This is a genomic window from Bacillus sp. ISL-45 (genome assembly GCF_018613195.1).
In the GTDB taxonomy this organism is placed as follows: Bacteria; Bacillota; Bacilli; order Bacillales; family Cytobacillaceae; genus Mesobacillus.
Genome location: NZ_JAGGQQ010000023.1, coordinates 22,618 through 38,154 on the forward strand (window position 1 = coordinate 22,618; position 15,537 = coordinate 38,154).

General features: G+C 43.3%; 25 protein-coding genes. All 25 read right to left on the bottom strand.

What is annotated here, in order from left to right; genetic code table 11:
* Positions 1-51: 51 nt before the first annotated feature.
* Positions 52-1,347 (bottom strand): preprotein translocase subunit SecY, encoded by a 1,296-nt coding sequence (gene secY / locus J7E35_RS21870; RefSeq protein WP_214784123.1) that lies wholly within the window; start codon positions 1,345-1,347, stop codon positions 52-54.
* Positions 1,347-1,787: a 50S ribosomal protein L15 gene (gene rplO / locus J7E35_RS21875; protein WP_041966516.1), complete on the bottom strand. Its 441-nt coding sequence runs from the start codon at positions 1,785-1,787 to the stop codon at positions 1,347-1,349. Before rplO ends, secY begins: the two co-directional genes overlap by 1 nt.
* 31 nt (positions 1,788-1,818) lie before the next feature.
* The gene (rpmD, locus tag J7E35_RS21880) at positions 1,819-2,001 is read right to left on the bottom strand and encodes a 50S ribosomal protein L30 (RefSeq protein ID WP_023626413.1); all 183 of its coding nucleotides are present in this window, start codon (positions 1,999-2,001) and stop codon (positions 1,819-1,821) included.
* 13 nt (positions 2,002-2,014) lie between these two features.
* Positions 2,015-2,515, bottom strand: a complete 501-nt coding sequence (gene rpsE, locus J7E35_RS21885) for a 30S ribosomal protein S5 (protein WP_214740727.1) — start codon at positions 2,513-2,515, stop codon at positions 2,015-2,017.
* 24 nt (positions 2,516-2,539) lie between these two features.
* Positions 2,540-2,899 (bottom strand): 50S ribosomal protein L18, encoded by a 360-nt coding sequence (gene rplR, locus J7E35_RS21890; RefSeq protein WP_023626415.1) that lies wholly within the window; start codon positions 2,897-2,899, stop codon positions 2,540-2,542.
* Positions 2,900-2,931: 32 nt separating this feature from the next.
* Positions 2,932-3,468 (bottom strand): 50S ribosomal protein L6, encoded by a 537-nt coding sequence (gene rplF, locus J7E35_RS21895; RefSeq protein WP_214784125.1) that lies wholly within the window; start codon positions 3,466-3,468, stop codon positions 2,932-2,934.
* Positions 3,469-3,500: 32 nt separating this feature from the next.
* Positions 3,501-3,899 (bottom strand): 30S ribosomal protein S8, encoded by a 399-nt coding sequence (rpsH, locus tag J7E35_RS21900; protein ID WP_214784127.1) that lies wholly within the window; start codon positions 3,897-3,899, stop codon positions 3,501-3,503.
* Between the two features lie 30 nt (positions 3,900-3,929).
* Positions 3,930-4,115, bottom strand: coding sequence for a 30S ribosomal protein S14 (gene rpsN / locus J7E35_RS21905; RefSeq protein WP_009499044.1), 186 nt, complete (start codon positions 4,113-4,115; stop codon positions 3,930-3,932).
* A 25-nt stretch (positions 4,116-4,140) separates the two neighbouring features.
* Complete coding sequence (gene rplE / locus J7E35_RS21910) at positions 4,141-4,680, bottom strand: 50S ribosomal protein L5 (protein ID WP_041966519.1); 540 nt, start codon at positions 4,678-4,680, stop codon at positions 4,141-4,143.
* 26 nt (positions 4,681-4,706) lie between these two features.
* Positions 4,707-5,018 (bottom strand): 50S ribosomal protein L24, encoded by a 312-nt coding sequence (gene rplX, locus J7E35_RS21915; protein ID WP_192472777.1) that lies wholly within the window; start codon positions 5,016-5,018, stop codon positions 4,707-4,709.
* A 34-nt stretch (positions 5,019-5,052) separates the two neighbouring features.
* Positions 5,053-5,421 (bottom strand): 50S ribosomal protein L14, encoded by a 369-nt coding sequence (rplN, locus tag J7E35_RS21920; protein ID WP_023626420.1) that lies wholly within the window; start codon positions 5,419-5,421, stop codon positions 5,053-5,055.
* 40 nt (positions 5,422-5,461) lie between these two features.
* Entirely contained in the window at positions 5,462-5,725 is a 264-nt protein-coding gene (gene rpsQ / locus J7E35_RS21925; protein WP_214784130.1) for a 30S ribosomal protein S17, read from the bottom strand.
* A 19-nt stretch (positions 5,726-5,744) separates the two neighbouring features.
* On the bottom strand, positions 5,745-5,945 hold the full coding sequence (gene rpmC, locus J7E35_RS21930) for a 50S ribosomal protein L29 (protein WP_023626422.1): 201 nt from the start codon (positions 5,943-5,945) through the stop codon (positions 5,745-5,747).
* Complete coding sequence (rplP, locus tag J7E35_RS21935) at positions 5,935-6,369, bottom strand: 50S ribosomal protein L16 (protein ID WP_023626423.1); 435 nt, start codon at positions 6,367-6,369, stop codon at positions 5,935-5,937. Before rplP ends, rpmC begins: the two co-directional genes overlap by 11 nt.
* A gap of 1 nt (position 6,370) precedes the next feature.
* Complete coding sequence (gene rpsC / locus J7E35_RS21940) at positions 6,371-7,027, bottom strand: 30S ribosomal protein S3 (protein WP_144481258.1); 657 nt, start codon at positions 7,025-7,027, stop codon at positions 6,371-6,373.
* 3 nt (positions 7,028-7,030) lie between these two features.
* On the bottom strand, positions 7,031-7,372 hold the full coding sequence (rplV, locus tag J7E35_RS21945; RefSeq protein WP_023626425.1) for a 50S ribosomal protein L22: 342 nt from the start codon (positions 7,370-7,372) through the stop codon (positions 7,031-7,033).
* A gap of 19 nt (positions 7,373-7,391) precedes the next feature.
* The gene (rpsS, locus tag J7E35_RS21950) at positions 7,392-7,670 is read right to left on the bottom strand and encodes a 30S ribosomal protein S19 (RefSeq protein ID WP_023626426.1); all 279 of its coding nucleotides are present in this window, start codon (positions 7,668-7,670) and stop codon (positions 7,392-7,394) included.
* A gap of 57 nt (positions 7,671-7,727) precedes the next feature.
* Positions 7,728-8,558 carry a 50S ribosomal protein L2 gene (rplB, locus tag J7E35_RS21955; RefSeq protein WP_214784134.1) on the bottom strand — a complete coding sequence of 277 codons (831 nt, stop codon included), beginning with the start codon at positions 8,556-8,558 and terminating at the stop codon, positions 7,728-7,730.
* A gap of 29 nt (positions 8,559-8,587) precedes the next feature.
* The gene (gene rplW / locus J7E35_RS21960; RefSeq protein ID WP_214784199.1) at positions 8,588-8,875 is read right to left on the bottom strand and encodes a 50S ribosomal protein L23; all 288 of its coding nucleotides are present in this window, start codon (positions 8,873-8,875) and stop codon (positions 8,588-8,590) included.
* The gene (rplD, locus tag J7E35_RS21965) at positions 8,872-9,495 is read right to left on the bottom strand and encodes a 50S ribosomal protein L4 (RefSeq protein ID WP_214784137.1); all 624 of its coding nucleotides are present in this window, start codon (positions 9,493-9,495) and stop codon (positions 8,872-8,874) included. Before rplD ends, rplW begins: the two co-directional genes overlap by 4 nt.
* Before the next feature lie 26 nt (positions 9,496-9,521).
* Positions 9,522-10,151, bottom strand: a complete 630-nt coding sequence (gene rplC, locus J7E35_RS21970; RefSeq protein ID WP_023626430.1) for a 50S ribosomal protein L3 — start codon at positions 10,149-10,151, stop codon at positions 9,522-9,524.
* Positions 10,152-10,189: 38 nt separating this feature from the next.
* Positions 10,190-10,498: a 30S ribosomal protein S10 gene (rpsJ, locus tag J7E35_RS21975; protein WP_009791329.1), complete on the bottom strand. Its 309-nt coding sequence runs from the start codon at positions 10,496-10,498 to the stop codon at positions 10,190-10,192.
* Between the two features lie 1,120 nt (positions 10,499-11,618).
* On the bottom strand, positions 11,619-12,806 hold the full coding sequence (gene tuf, locus J7E35_RS21980) for an elongation factor Tu (protein ID WP_102264854.1): 1,188 nt from the start codon (positions 12,804-12,806) through the stop codon (positions 11,619-11,621).
* 124 nt (positions 12,807-12,930) lie between these two features.
* Entirely contained in the window at positions 12,931-15,009 is a 2,079-nt protein-coding gene (fusA, locus tag J7E35_RS21985; protein ID WP_214784140.1) for an elongation factor G, read from the bottom strand.
* A 48-nt stretch (positions 15,010-15,057) separates the two neighbouring features.
* Positions 15,058-15,528, bottom strand: a complete 471-nt coding sequence (gene rpsG / locus J7E35_RS21990) for a 30S ribosomal protein S7 (protein ID WP_041966528.1) — start codon at positions 15,526-15,528, stop codon at positions 15,058-15,060.
* Between the last annotated feature and the right edge of the window lie 9 nt (positions 15,529-15,537).

Below are 15,537 nucleotides of genomic sequence, written 5' to 3' on the forward strand. Positions count from 1 at the left end.
CCCCCCTCAGTCTCTATTAAAGATTCAGGGAACCAAGCAGTCCCCTAAATCTTATTTTATAAAGCCTTTATAATGGCGTTTTACAAGCTGAGCTTCAAGCTGCTTCATCGTTTCAAGCGCAACGCCGACCACGATCAGCAAGCTTGTTCCGCCAATCTGTACCGATTGAGGCAGACCAGCAAATTGAATGAAAAATACTGGCAGCACAGAGATTACTGAAAGGAAGATCGCGCCGACGAAAGTCAGACGGTAAAGGACCCTAGTCAAGTATTCCTGTGTGTTTTTGCCCGGACGGATGCCTGGGACATATCCACCTTGCTTCTTCAGGTTCTCGGCCACTTGTTCAGGATTCACCTGGATGAACGCATAGAAATACGTGAACGCGATGATCAATGCCACATAGACGATCATACCGATCGGCTGTGTATAATCAAACGTCTTCTGGATCCAAAGTGTCACATCATTCGTGCCGAAGAACTGAGCGATTGTCGGAGGTGTAACGATAAACGAAATCGCAAAGATAACCGGGATGACACCAGCAGCATTCACTTTCAAAGGAAGGTGAGTGTTCTGGCCGCCAACCGCGTTGTTGCCTGCGCTCATGCGTTTAGCGTATTGAATAGGTATTTTACGTGTTGCTTGCTGGATGAAAATAACACCCACAACGATTGCGATCACAGCCAATAGAATAAGCAGCATAGTCACAATGCGAAGGAACAGTGCGTCCCCTGCATCAGAGAATTGCTGTGCATAAATCTGGTTGGCCATTGTCGGAATGCCAGCAACGATACCAGCAAAGATAATGATTGAAATACCGTTTCCTACGCCTTTTGCCGTGATCTGTTCACCTAACCACATCAAAAATGCAGTTCCGGCTGTCAAGACCGTAGCAATCAGCAAGTAAGTCGTGATACCGGCATTCTGGATCAGTAATCCTCCTGCCATATTGTTAAAGCCATAAGACATACCTAGTGCCTGGATAAAACCCAGAACGATCGTGAAATAGCGGGTAAACTGAGCTAATTTACGGCGTCCGACTTCTCCTTGTTTGGACCATTCGGTAAACTTTGGCACAACATCCATCTGCAAGAGCTGGATGATAATTGAAGCAGTGATGTACGGCATGATTCCCATCGCGAAGATCGAGAAGTTCTGCAGCGCACCCCCACCGAAAGTATTCAGGACGCCGAAGACACTCATGTCATCCTGTGCTTTCAAAATATCTGCATTTACGCTCGGTACAGGAATAAATGTCCCGAGACGAAATACAATCAACATTAAAAGGGTGAAGAGAATTTTATTTCTAATTTCACCCACGCGCATAAAATTGGAGATTGTCTGGAACATTAAATCACCTCAGTTTGACCGCCGGCAGCTTTGATCGCTTCTTCGGCTGCAGAGGAGAACTTATGAGCTTTAACAGTTAGTTTCTTTTCAAGGCTTCCTTTAGCAAGTACTTTAATACCTGCTAGTTCTTTCCTGACAAGACCTGTCTCAATTAAAAGTTCTGGAGTCACTTCAGTTCCATCTTCGAATACGTTCAAAGCATCAAGGTTAACGACTGCGTACTCTTTGCGGTTGATGTTCGTGAAACCGCGTTTCGGCAAGCGTCGGAATAAAGGAGTTTGACCACCTTCAAAACCAGGGCGTACACCGCCGCCAGAACGAGCGTTTTGACCTTTATGACCTTTACCAGCAGTTTTACCTTGACCAGAACCGATACCACGTCCAAGACGTTTGCGTTCTTTACGGGAACCTTCTGCAGGCTTTAATTCATGAAGTTTCATGTTGGCACCTCCTTATTTTAAAAAGGATAAATTATTTTTCGTTTACAGTAACAAGGTGAGAAACTTTGTTGATCATGCCGCGGATTGCTGCATTATCTTGTTGCTCAACTGTTTGGTTCATTTTACGTAAGCCAAGAGCCTTAACTGTTTCGCGCTGATCTTGCGGACGGCCGATCAGGCTGCGAGTGAGGGTAATTTCTAATTTGTTAGCCATTTGATTTCCCTCCTTATCCTAACAGTTCTTCCACAGATTTACCGCGAAGTTTTGCTACGTCTTCTGCACGCTTAAGTTGAGAAAGACCTTCAAGAGTTGCACGAACCATGTTGATTGGAGTGTTAGTTCCAAGTGACTTAGACAGGATGTCAGCAACACCTGCTAATTCTAGTACCGCACGAACTGGTCCGCCAGCGATAACTCCTGTACCTTCAGAAGCAGGCTTCAGAAGGATTTCACCAGCACCAAAGTGTCCGATAACCTGGTGTGGAATTGTAGTACCAACCATAGGTACTTGAATTAGGTTCTTCTTCGCATCTTCGATAGCTTTGCGAATCGCTTCAGGTACTTCTTGTGCTTTACCACTACCCATGCCGACATGACCGTTTTTATCTCCTACTACTACTAGAGCAGAAAAACGGAAACGGCGTCCACCTTTAACAACTTTAGCAACACGGTTAATCGTAACTACGCGTTCTTCAAGTTCAAGTTTGTTTGGATCAATACGACGCATCTTTGTATGTCCCTCCTTTTTTTATTAAAATTCTAAGCCGTTTTCGCGGGCAGCATCAGCAAGTGCCTGGATGCGGCCATGATAAAGGTATCCGCCACGGTCAAATACTACTGACTTATAACCTTTTTCCACAGCACGCTTAGCGATCAATTCACCGATTTGCTTTGCTGCTTCCAGGTTGTTGCCTTCAACATTAACTTCTTTATCTAAAGTAGAAGCACTCGCTAGAGTTACTCCCTTTACATCGTCGATTAGTTGAGCATAAATGTGCTTGTTAGAACGAAACACATTTAGACGAGGACGAGCTTCAGTTCCGCTAAGCTTCGCACGGACACGACCGTGTCTTTTACGGCGAGTAGCGTTTTTATCAGCCTTCGTAATCATTTACGTCACTCCTTTCGTTAACCTATGCGGCATTACTTACCTGTTTTACCTTCTTTGCGGCGTACATATTCGCCTTCATAACGAATACCTTTGCCTTTGTAAGGCTCTGGTGGACGTACGTCACGGATGTTAGCAGCCAATGCGCCAACACGCTCTTTGTCAGTTCCCTTTACAATCACCTTAGTGTTTGAAGGAACTTCGATTTCAAGGCCTTTTTCTGCCTCGATTTCTACAGGATGAGAGTATCCTACGTTAAGTACAAGCTTGTTACCTTGCTTAGATGCACGGTAACCGACACCTACTAACTCAAGGCCTCTTTCGAATCCTTTAGATACACCCTCAACCATGTTAGAAAGAACCGCGCGAGTCGTTCCGTGCAATGCACGATGTTCTTTGTTATCAGTTGGGCGAGAAATGTTAATTACGTTCTCTTCGATCTTGATTTCGATGTCAGAGTGAAAAGTACGAGACAATTCACCTTTTGGTCCTTTTACTGTTACGTGATCGTTATCAAGAGTAACAGTAACACCAGCCGGAATTTCAATTGGTTTTTTACCTACGCGTGACATTTGTTGCACCTCCATTCATTCAGAAAAATCTATTACCAAACGTATGCTAAAACTTCTCCGCCCACTTGCTTAGCGCGAGCTTCTTTGTCAGTTATAACGCCGTTTGAAGTTGAAACAAGAGCAATACCCAAACCATTAAGTACGCGAGGTACTTCAGTTGATTTTGCATAAACGCGAAGTCCTGGCTTGCTGATTCTCTTAAGACCAGTGATAACACGCTCATTGTTTGAACCGTACTTCAAGAAGATACGGATGATACCTTGCTTATTGTCTTCGATATATTCAACGTCACGCACGAAACCTTCACGCTTAAGGATCTCAGCGATTTCTTTTTTAATGTTAGAAGCAGGTACTTCTAGTTTTTCGTGACGAACCATATTCGCGTTACGAATACGAGTTAGCAAATCTGCAATCGGATCTGTCATGACCATTTAATTTACCTCCTTCCAGAGCTTTCAGTTTTACCAGCTAGCTTTTTTCACACCAGGAATTTGTCCTTTGTATGCTAATTCACGGAAACAAATACGGCAAAGCTTAAATTTGCGGTATACAGAGTGCGGACGGCCGCAGCGCTCACAGCGAGTATACTCTTGTACCTTGTATTTAGGCGTGCGTTTTTGTTTCGCAATCATTGATTTCTTAGCCACGTTTTCGCCTCCCTCTTATTAGAGATTACTTTTGAAATGGCATTCCGAATTGTGTTAATAGTTCACGAGCTTCTTCATCAGTGTTAGCAGTCGTTACAATAACAATGTCCATGCCACGTACTTTATTTACCTTATCGTAATCAATTTCAGGGAAGATTAACTGTTCTTTAACCCCAAGTGTGTAGTTACCGCGTCCGTCGAAAGACTTCTTGGAGATACCGCGGAAGTCACGTACACGAGGTAAAGATACTGAAATTAACTTGTCGATGAATTCGTACATGCGCTCACCGCGAAGAGTTACTTTCGCACCGATTGGCATACCTTCACGAAGGCGGAAGCCAGCGATTGATTTCTTAGCACGAGTCACAACTGGCTTTTGACCAGTGATCGTTGCTAATTCCTCAACTGCAACATCAAGAGCTTTAGCGTTGGCAACAGCGTCACCTACACCCATGTTGATTACGATCTTTTCAAGTTTAGGAACTTCCATGATTGACTTATAGTTAAACTTGCTCATAAGAGCAGGAGTAATTTCATTGTTGAACTTTTCTTTTAGGCGGTTCATCGATTGTACCTCCCTTCTTCAATAGACTATTTATCTAGAACTTCACCGGATTTTTTAGCAACGCGTACCTTCTTGCCGTTCTCGACAGTGTAACCAACTCGGGTTGGCTTGCCAGACTTCGGATCTACAGGCATTACGTTTGATACATGGATAGGTGCTTCCTGGTTCAAGATTCCACCTTGTGGATTTACTTGAGAAGGCTTAGCGTGTTTTTTCACGATGTTGATTCCTTCAACAAGAACACGGCTTTGCTTTGGATAAGCTTCAAGGATGATCCCTGTTTTGCCTTTGTCCTTACCAGAGATGACCATTACTTTGTCACCTTTTTTTACATGCATCTGTGTGCACCTCCTTAAAGGCATTTGAAATAGATTATAGTACTTCTGGAGCTAATGAAACGATCTTCATGAAGTTGTTGTCACGAAGCTCACGTGCAACTGGTCCGAAGATACGAGTACCACGAGGACTCTTATCGTCACGGATGATTACACAAGCATTCTCGTCAAATTTGATGTATGAACCGTCAGTACGGCGCATACCAGTTTTTGTACGAACGATAACTGCTCTGACAACGTCACCTTTTTTAACAACGCCACCTGGTGTTGCCTGTTTCACTGTGCAAACGATAACGTCTCCGATATTAGCAGTCTTACGGCCGGAACCGCCAAGAACCTTAATAGTAAGAACCTCACGAGCACCTGAATTGTCAGCAACTTTTAAACGTGTTTCCTGTTGGATCATGCGAGTAACCTCCCTTCGGAATAAACCTTAATCCGAACAATTAGATAATAACAGCTTTTTCCACCACTTCTACAAGGCGGAAGCGTTTTGTGGCAGATAGCGGACGAGTTTCCATGATACGTACTACGTCGCCGATTTTTGCCTCGTTTTGCTCATCATGAGCTTTTAATTTCTTAGAGTATTTTACACGCTTGCCGTATAAAGGATGCTTTTTGTATGTTTCAACAAGAACAGTAACAGTTTTGTCCATCTTGTCAGATACCACGCGTCCAGTATAAACTTTGCGTTGGTTGCGTTCACTCATTGTGAGAACCTCCTCTCAATTATCTGTTAACGCCGATCTCTCGTTCACGAATTACAGTTTTCATGCGAGCAATCGCTTTGCGTACTTCACGAATGCGAGCTGTGTTTTCAAGTTGTCCAGTCGCTAATTGAAAGCGCAGGTTGAATAGCTCTTCTTTTAAAGATTTAACTTTTTGTTCAATTTCAGCAGTGGTAAGGTCACGAATGTCATTAGCTTTCATTAGATTCACCACCAATTTCTTCTCGTTTAACAAACTTGCACTTTACAGGAAGCTTGTGTGCAGCAAGGCGTAATGCTTCGCGTGCGATTTCTTCAGAAACGCCAGCAACTTCGAACATTACTTTGCCTGGTTTAACAACTGCTACCCAACCCTCAGGAGCACCTTTACCAGAACCCATTCGGACTTCTAGAGGCTTTGCAGTATATGGCTTGTGAGGGAAAATCTTGATCCAGACTTTACCGCCACGTTTCATGTAACGAGTCATCGCAATACGGGCAGATTCGATTTGACGGTTTGTGATCCATGAAGCTTCAAGAGCTTGCAAACCGAATTCACCGAAGTTTACTTCAGTACCGCCTTTAGCTTGACCGCGCATCTTGCCACGGTGTTGACGGCGATATTTAACGCGTTTAGGCAATAACATATTATTTGCCTCCTTCCTCAGTTTTCTTCTTCGTAGGAAGGACCTCTCCACGATAAATCCATACTTTAACGCCTAGCTTACCGTAAGTTGTATCTGCTTCAGCAGTAGCATAATCGATATCGGCACGAAGAGTATGAAGTGGAACTGTTCCTTCGCTGTAATGTTCTGAACGAGCGATGTCTGCACCGCCAAGACGGCCGGATACCATTGTCTTGATACCTTTTGCGCCAGCACGCATTGCACGTTGGATAACTTGCTTCTGTGCGCGACGGAAAGATACACGGTTTTCTAATTGGCGTGCAATATTTTCAGCAACCAATTTCGCATCGATATCAGCTTTTTTGATTTCAAGAATGTTTATATGAACACGTTTGCCTGTAAGTTCATTTAGCGCTTTACGAAGTGCTTCAACTTCTGTACCGCCCTTACCGATCACCATTCCTGGCTTCGCTGTGTGGACAGTTACATTCAAGCGGTTTGCAGCACGCTCGATTTCTACTTTAGAAAGAGATGCATCGCGTAAACGCTTAGTGATGTACTCACGAACCTTAAGGTCTTCGTGTAAAAGATCAGCATAGTCTTTGCCTGCGTACCATTTTGATTCCCAATCACGGATGATTCCGACACGCAAACCGACTGGATTTACTTTTTGACCCACTGATTATCCCTCCTTCTTTTCTGATAAAACGATTGTAATATGGCTAGTACGTTTGTTAATAGCACTTGCACGGCCCATAGCACGTGGACGGAAACGTTTCAACGTTGGTCCTTCGTTAGCGTAAGCTTCCGATACGACAAGGTTATTAACATCCATCTCATAGTTGTGCTCTGCGTTTGCTAATGCAGATTTCAACACTTTATCTACGATTGGAGAAGCTGCCTTAGGGGTAAGGTTTAAGATAGCTACCGCTTCACCAACTTGCTTTCCTCGAATTAAATCTAGAACTAGTCGAGCTTTACGAGGAGCAATACGAACTGTTCTTGCAACAGCTTTAGCTTGCATTTGGATGCCCTCCTCTCAATTAACGTCTTGTTTTCTTATCGTCATTACCATGTCCTTTGTAAGTACGAGTTGGAGCGAATTCTCCAAGCTTGTGGCCTACCATGTCTTCAGTGACATAAACAGGTACATGTTTGCGACCATCGTAGACAGCAATCGTGTGTCCGATGAATTGTGGGAAGATCGTTGAACGGCGAGACCAAGTTTTAACAACTTTCTTCGCTTCAGTTTCATTTAACTTTTCGATCTTTGTGATTAAGTGCTCATCAACAAAAGGTCCTTTTTTTAAGCTGCGACCCATGATTGAACCTCCCTTCGTGATTGCCCTACGGTTCCCGTGAACCGTAGATCAATCCCGTTATTTTTTACGACGACGTACAATAAACTTGTCGGATTTGTTCTTCTTCTTACGAGTCTTGTAACCAAGAGTAGGCTTGCCCCATGGTGACATTGGTGATTTACGTCCGATTGGAGAACGTCCTTCACCACCACCGTGTGGGTGATCGTTAGGGTTCATTACAGATCCACGAACTGTTGGGCGCTTGCCTAACCAGCGTGAACGACCTGCTTTACCGATGTTGATCAATTCGTGCTGTTCATTGCCGACTTGACCTACAGTTGCACGGCACTCAGAAAGGATCATACGTACTTCGCCTGAGTTCAAACGAATCAATACATATTTACCTTCTTTACCAAGAACCTGTGCAGAAGTTCCAGCAGAACGAACTAATTGTCCGCCTTTGCCAGGCTTCAATTCGATGTTGTGTACTACTGTACCAACTGGGATGTTAGCTAGTGGAAGAGCGTTACCTACTTTAATGTCAGCTGTTGGGCCAGACATAACTTCCATACCTACTACTAGGTTTTTAGGAGCTAGGATATATTTCTTTTCACCATCTACATAATTAATTAACGCAATGTTTGCTGAACGGTTTGGATCATACTCAATTGTGGCAACGCGTCCTGGAATGCCATCTTTTGTACGTTTAAAATCGATGATTCTGTACTGACGCTTATGGCCGCCACCTTGATGACGAACAGTTAACTTACCCTGGTTGTTACGACCGCCTTTTCTGTGCAACGGAGCAAGCAAGGATTTTTCCGGCTTGTCAGTTGTAATTTCAGCAAAATCAGATGCTGTCATATTACGACGACCGTTGGAGGTAGGTTTGTACTTTTTAATCGCCATTTCGTTTCCCTCCTCTTCTTATTGGATTATTATACTTCGAAGAATTCGATTTCTTTGCTGTCTTGAGTAAGCTTAACGATTGCTTTACGACGCTTGTTTGTGTAACCGCCGAACTTGCCCATACGCTTGAACTTACCTTTGTAGTTCATGATGTTAACTTTTTCAACGTCAACGCCGAAAATAGCTTCAATCGCATCTTTAACTTGAGTCTTGTTAGCTCTAGTATCAACTTCGAAAGTGTATTTCTTCTCAGCCATTAGGTCAGAAGAACGTTCTGTAATAACGGGGCGCTTAATGATATCGCGTGCATCCATTATGCAAGCACCTCCTCTACTTTTTCAACAGCTGCTTTTGTCATGATCAGCTTATCATGATTTAGAACATCCAATACGTTAATTCCATCAGCAGTAACAACAGTTACTCCAGGAATATTACGTGCTGAAAGTGCTACGTTCTCTTCAAGACCTGCTGTTACGATCAAGGCTTTCGTGTTAACAGAAAGGCCGCTAAGTACGTTTTTGAATTCCTTTGTCTTTGGAGCTTCGAAAGCAAGGCTTTCAAGAACAAAGATGTTTTCAGATTGTACTTTTGATGATAGAGCAGATTTGATTGCTAAACGACGAACTTTCTTAGGCAGTTTATAGCTGTAGCTGCGTGGAACAGGACCGAATACAGTACCGCCACCGCGCCATTGTGGAGAACGGATAGATCCTTGACGCGCACGTCCAGTTCCTTTTTGTTTCCACGGCTTACGTCCACCGCCCGCTACTTCAGAACGAATTTTAGTTTTATGAGTTCCCTGACGTAATGAAGCTCTCTGCATAACTACTGCTTCGAACATTACGTGGTTGTTAGGCTCAATACCAAATACTGAATCATTAAGTTCGATTTCTCCAACTTGTGAACCAGCTTGGCTGAATAATGCTACTTTAGGCATTCTAATTTCCTCCTTTCCTGTAAAAATTACTTAGCTTTTACAGCACCTTTGATTTTTAGAAGGGCTTTTCTAGCACCAGGAACGTTTCCTTTGATTAGAAGAAGGTTACGCTCTGCGTCAACTTTAACGATTTGCAGGTTTTGAACAGTGATCTGCTCTCCACCCATGCGTCCAGGTAGTAATTTACCCTTGAATACGCGGTTTGGAGCAACAGGACCCATTGAACCAGGGCGGCGGTGGTAACGAGAACCGTGAGCCATTGGTCCGCGAGATTGTCCGTGGCGCTTAATAACACCCTGGAAACCTTTACCCTTTGAGATTCCTGTAACATCTACGATATCGCCTTCTGCGAAAATATCAACTTTGACTTCCTGACCAACTTCATATCCTGCTACATCGACTCCGTTTAATTCTTTCACGAAGCGCTTAGGAGCAGTGTTTGCTTTTGAAACGTGGCCTTTTTCAGGTTTGTTTGAAAGCTTTTCGCGCTTGTCTTCAAAGCCAAGCTGGATTGCTTCGTAGCCATCTGTCTCAGCAGATTTCACTTGAAGCACTACGTTTGGAGAAGCTTCTACCACAGTTACCGGGATAAGGTCGCCATTTTCAGCAAATACTTGAGTCATACCGATCTTTCTTCCTAAGATTCCTTTGGTCATTTCAGTCACACCTCCTGTGAATTATAATGATTTATTGATTAAAGTTTGATTTCAATATCTACACCTGATGGCAGGTCTAAACGCATTAGTGAGTCGACCGTTTGCGGAGTCGGATTGATGATGTCAATCAGACGCTTATGCGTACGCATTTCGAACTGCTCACGTGAATCCTTGTACTTATGCACCGCACGAAGAATTGTGTAAATTGACTTTTCTGTAGGTAGTGGGATTGGACCAGACACCGCCGCACCAGAACGTTTTGCAGTTTCAACAATTTTCTCTGCAGATTGATCAAGAATCCTGTGATCATAAGCTTTCAAACGGATACGAATTTTTTGTTTTGCCATTACTTTCCCTCCTTTTCGCCTATTTTAAAATAGACATTCTCCGCGAAAATTTCCCACACACTCGCCATGGCAAAGCGGCCGGGTGTGTCAGCAACCTTTCGCATCATCGCAGTCAAAGACCAACATTGTCTATTATACATAAAACATAACTCAAACGCAACATTAATTCCGCAATTTCATTATGTTTAACACACTTTTACTATTATAGCGGGCGCAATCGTATTTTACAAGTGGGGAAAGAGATTTCTAACTATTTGGACGCGGAGAAAATTATTCCTTTATTCGAGGTTTATGATTTTGGAGAACTTCATGAAGCGACTTGGATTGGATATATATTATAGAAGGAACTGATTTGAGTTTTGGTTTTGGTTTTAATAATGTTGTGCCGGTAGTTAGGTGACCAGCTTGCTCATTACCTCAAATGATTTCTGGCTGGTTATTAAACTGTAGAGGAATTGTCAAAGGTGCCATAGTTATAGGACGATAAATCTTTTTGTTTCTCTTTTATCTGTCCAATATTGCTTTTTATGTGACGATAATCCCTCTTGATTCTTTTTTATCCGCACATTTTCGGCTTTAATTTGACGATAACCCTGCTTTATCTTTTTTTATCCGCACATTTTCGACTTTAATGTGACGATAATCCCTCTTGATTCTTTTTTATCCGCACATTATCGGCTTTAATGTGACGATAAACCTGCTTGATTCTTTTTTATCCGCACATTATCGGCTTTAATGTGACGGTAAACCTACTTGATTCTTTTTTATCCGCACATTTTCGGCCTTAATGTGACGATAAACCTGCTTGATTCTTTTTTATCCGCACATTATCGGCTTTAATGTGACGATAAACCTGCTTTATCCTTTTTTACCCGCACATTTTCGGCTTTAATATGACGATAAGCTCTCCTGCCACTTCTTTATCTGTACATTGTTACAGTTGATTAGGACCATGATCTATATGTTTCAATATTAACAGTACAATATTCTTTTTGCGTTACCAAAAGTTTTCTTGATTCAATTCCCCTATAAAGAAAGCTTTCAACTTCTTCCGCTACATTAGATAAATAAAAAAGCAGCTGGATCGTCACCCAGCTGCTTTCATTGTTTCTATTAAAAATTACTCTTGGATAGAAGCTACAACGCCAGCGCCTACAGTACGGCCGCCTTCACGAATTGAGAACTTAGTTCCTTCTTCGATAGCGATTGGAGCGATCAGTTCAACAGTCATTTCGATGTTGTCACCAGGCATAACCATTTCTACGCCTTCAGGAAGGTTACAAATACCAGTTACATCAGTTGTACGGAAGTAGAACTGTGGACGGTAGTTTGTGAAGAATGGAGTGTGACGTCCACCTTCTTCTTTTGAAAGAACGTATACTTCAGCAGTGAACTTTGTGTGTGGCTTAACAGAACCTGGCTTAGCAAGTACTTGACCACGTTGGATATCTTCACGAGCTACCCCACGAAGAAGTGCACCGATGTTGTCTCCAGCTTCTGCATAATCAAGAAGCTTACGGAACATTTCAACACCTGTTACAGTAGTTGATTTTGGCTCTTCAGTCATACCGATGATTTCGATTACGTCACCGACTTTAACTTGTCCACGCTCAACACGTCCTGTAGCAACTGTTCCACGGCCAGTGATTGAGAATACGTCCTCAACAGGCATCATGAAAGGCTTGTCAGTGTCACGTGTTGGTGTTGGGATGTACTCATCAACTGCAGCCATAAGCTCGTTGATTTTTTCTTCCCATTCTGGAGCTCCTTCAAGAGCTTTAAGAGCAGAACCTTTGATAACTGGGATGTCATCGCCAGGGAAGTCGTATTCTGAAAGAAGGTCACGTACTTCCATTTCTACTAATTCAAGAAGTTCTTCGTCGTCAACCATGTCACACTTGTTCATGAATACAACAAGGTAAGGTACGCCTACCTGACGAGAAAGAAGGATGTGCTCACGAGTTTGTGGCATTGGGCCATCAGCAGCAGATACTACAAGGATTCCGCCATCCATTTGCGCAGCACCAGTGATCATGTTTTTAACATAGTCAGCGTGTCCTGGGCAGTCAACGTGTGCATAGTGACGAGTTGCAGTTTCATACTCAACGTGTGCAGTTGAGATTGTGATACCACGCTCACGCTCTTCTGGAGCAGCGTCGATTTGGTCATATCCGCGTGCTTCACCGCCGCCTACTTTAGAAAGAACAGTAGTGATAGCAGCTGTTAGAGTAGTTTTACCATGGTCAACGTGACCAATTGTACCAATGTTAACGTGTGGCTTAGAACGATCGAATTTAGCTTTTCCCATTAGAAAAATCCTCCTTTAATATATGAAAATTAAGTATATTTTAATGTGCTGTGAAATAGGAACCCCTATCCCACAGCGTTATGCTTACATTAGTAGTTATACTTGATTAATAGGTGAAAATCAATTATTCACCTTTATTTTTTTTGATGATTTCTTCAGAAACAGATTTAGGAACTTCTTCGTAGTGGTCGAAGTGCATTGAGAATACACCGCGTCCTTGTGTGCTTGAACGAAGAGCAGTTGCATAACCGAACATTTCTGAAAGTGGAACCATCGCACGAACAACTTGAGCGTTACCACGAGCATCCATACCTTCGACGCGTCCGCGACGAGCTGTGATCATACCCATGATATCTCCAAGATATTCTTCAGGGATAACAACTTCAACCCTCATGACAGGCTCAAGGATAACTGGCTTACACTTGGAAGCCGCATTCTTAAGTGCCATTGAAGCAGCGATTTTAAACGCCATTTCAGAGGAGTCAACATCGTGGTAAGAACCGTCAAACAATCTTGCCTTGATGTCAACGAGTGGATATCCTGCAAGAACTCCGCGATCTAGAGCATCTTCAAGACCAGCTTGAACCGCTGGGATGTATTCACGTGGAACTACACCACCGACGATGCCGTTCACGAATTCAAAGCCTTTTCCTTCTTCGTTTGGAGAGAACTCAATCCAAACGTGTCCGTATTGACCACGTCCACCGGATTGACGTGCGAATTTACCTTCAATGTTAGCTGATTCGCGGAAAGTTTCACGGTATGCAACCTGTGGTGCACCTACGTTTGCTTCCACTTTAAATTCACGCTTCATACGGTCAACGATGATATCAAGGTGAAGTTCACCCATTCCAGCGATGATAACCTGTCCAGTTTCCTGGTCAGTGTGTGCGCGGAATGTAGGATCTTCTTCTTGAAGCTTTTGCAACGCAGTTGTCATCTTGTCCTGGTCTGCTTTTGACTTAGGCTCAACTGATAACTGGATTACAGGCTCTGGGAACTGCATGGATTCAAGAATAACTAGAGACTTTTCATCACATAGAGTGTCACCAGTAGTTGTATCTTTCAAACCTACAGCTGCAGCGATGTCACCAGCGTAAACCGTTGAGATTTCCTGACGGCTGTTCGCGTGCATCTGAAGGATACGTCCGATACGCTCACGCTTTCCTTTAGTCGAGTTCTGGACATAAGAGCCAGATTCAAGAGTTCCGGAGTAAACGCGGAAGAATGTTAATTTTCCAACATAAGGGTCAGTCATAACTTTGAACGCAAGAGCAGAGAACGGCTCGTTGTCGTCAGAGTGACGCTCAACCACTTCTTCAGTATCCGGAAGATGGCCCTGGATCGCAGGTACATCTAGTGGAGATGGAAGGTAGTCGATAACAGCGTCAAGCATTAGCTGAACACCTTTGTTTTTGAATGCTGAACCACAGATAACTGGGTAGAATTCAACATTTGTTGTACCTTTACGGATTGCAGCTTTGATCTCTTCGACTGTAAGCTCTTCTCCGCCAAGGTATTTTTCCATTAACTCTTCATCAAGCTCAGCTACCGCTTCAACTAACTTTTCACGGTATTCTTCAGCTTGAGCCATATATTCTTCTGGAATTTCCCCAACAGTGATTTCTGTTCCAAGGTCATTACCGTAGAAGATTGCTCTCATTTCAACTAGGTCAATGATTGCTTCGAACTCATCTTCAGCACCGATCGGTAATTGGATCGGGTGAGCATTAGCTTGTAGACGATCATGAATAGTTGATACTGAGTATAGGAAGTCCGCGCCTAGCTTATCCATTTTGTTAACGAATACTACACGTGGAACTCCATAAGTAGTAGCCTGGCGCCAAACTGTTTCTGTTTGAGGCTCAACACCTGACTGTGCGTCAAGTACTGCTACTGCACCATCAAGTACACGAAGTGAACGTTCAACTTCAACAGTGAAGTCTACGTGTCCTGGTGTATCGATGATGTTAACGCGGTGCTCTTTCCATGAAGCTGTTGTTGCAGCAGATGTGATCGTGATTCCACGTTCTTGCTCCTGCTCCATCCAGTCCATCTGAGAAGCACCTTCGTGTGTTTCGCCGATTTTGTGAATTCGGCCAGTATAATAAAGAACACGCTCAGTTGTTGTTGTTTTACCAGCATCAATATGAGCCATGATCCCAATATTACGAGTTTTATCTAAGGAGAACTCTCTTGCCATTTGGTCTTTCTCCTTCCTAGTATAAGTGTTTTTAGATTGAAGGTAAGATTACCAACGATAGTGAGCGAATGCTTTGTTTGCTTCCGCCATTTTGTGTGTATCTTCGCGCTTTTTAACAGAAGCACCAGTGTTGTTAGCAGCGTCAAGAATTTCGTTAGCAAGACGCTCTTCCATTGTCTTTTCCCCACGAAGACGTGAGTAGTTTACCAACCAGCGAAGACCAAGAGTTGTACGGCGGTCTGCACGCACCTCGATTGGTACTTGATAGTTAGCTCCACCTACACGGCGTGCTTTTACTTCTAGAACAGGCATGATGTTCTTAAGAGCTGCATCGAATACTTCGATTGGCTCTTTGCCTGAACGCTCACGAATGATATCAAAAGCTGAATAAAGGATCTTTTGTGATTTACCTCTCTTGCCATCGATCATCATCTTGTTGATCAAGCGAGTGATAAGCTTTGAGTTATAAATCGGATCCGGCAATACGTCTCTTTTTGCAACTGGACCTTTACGTGGCATGTTTTTTCC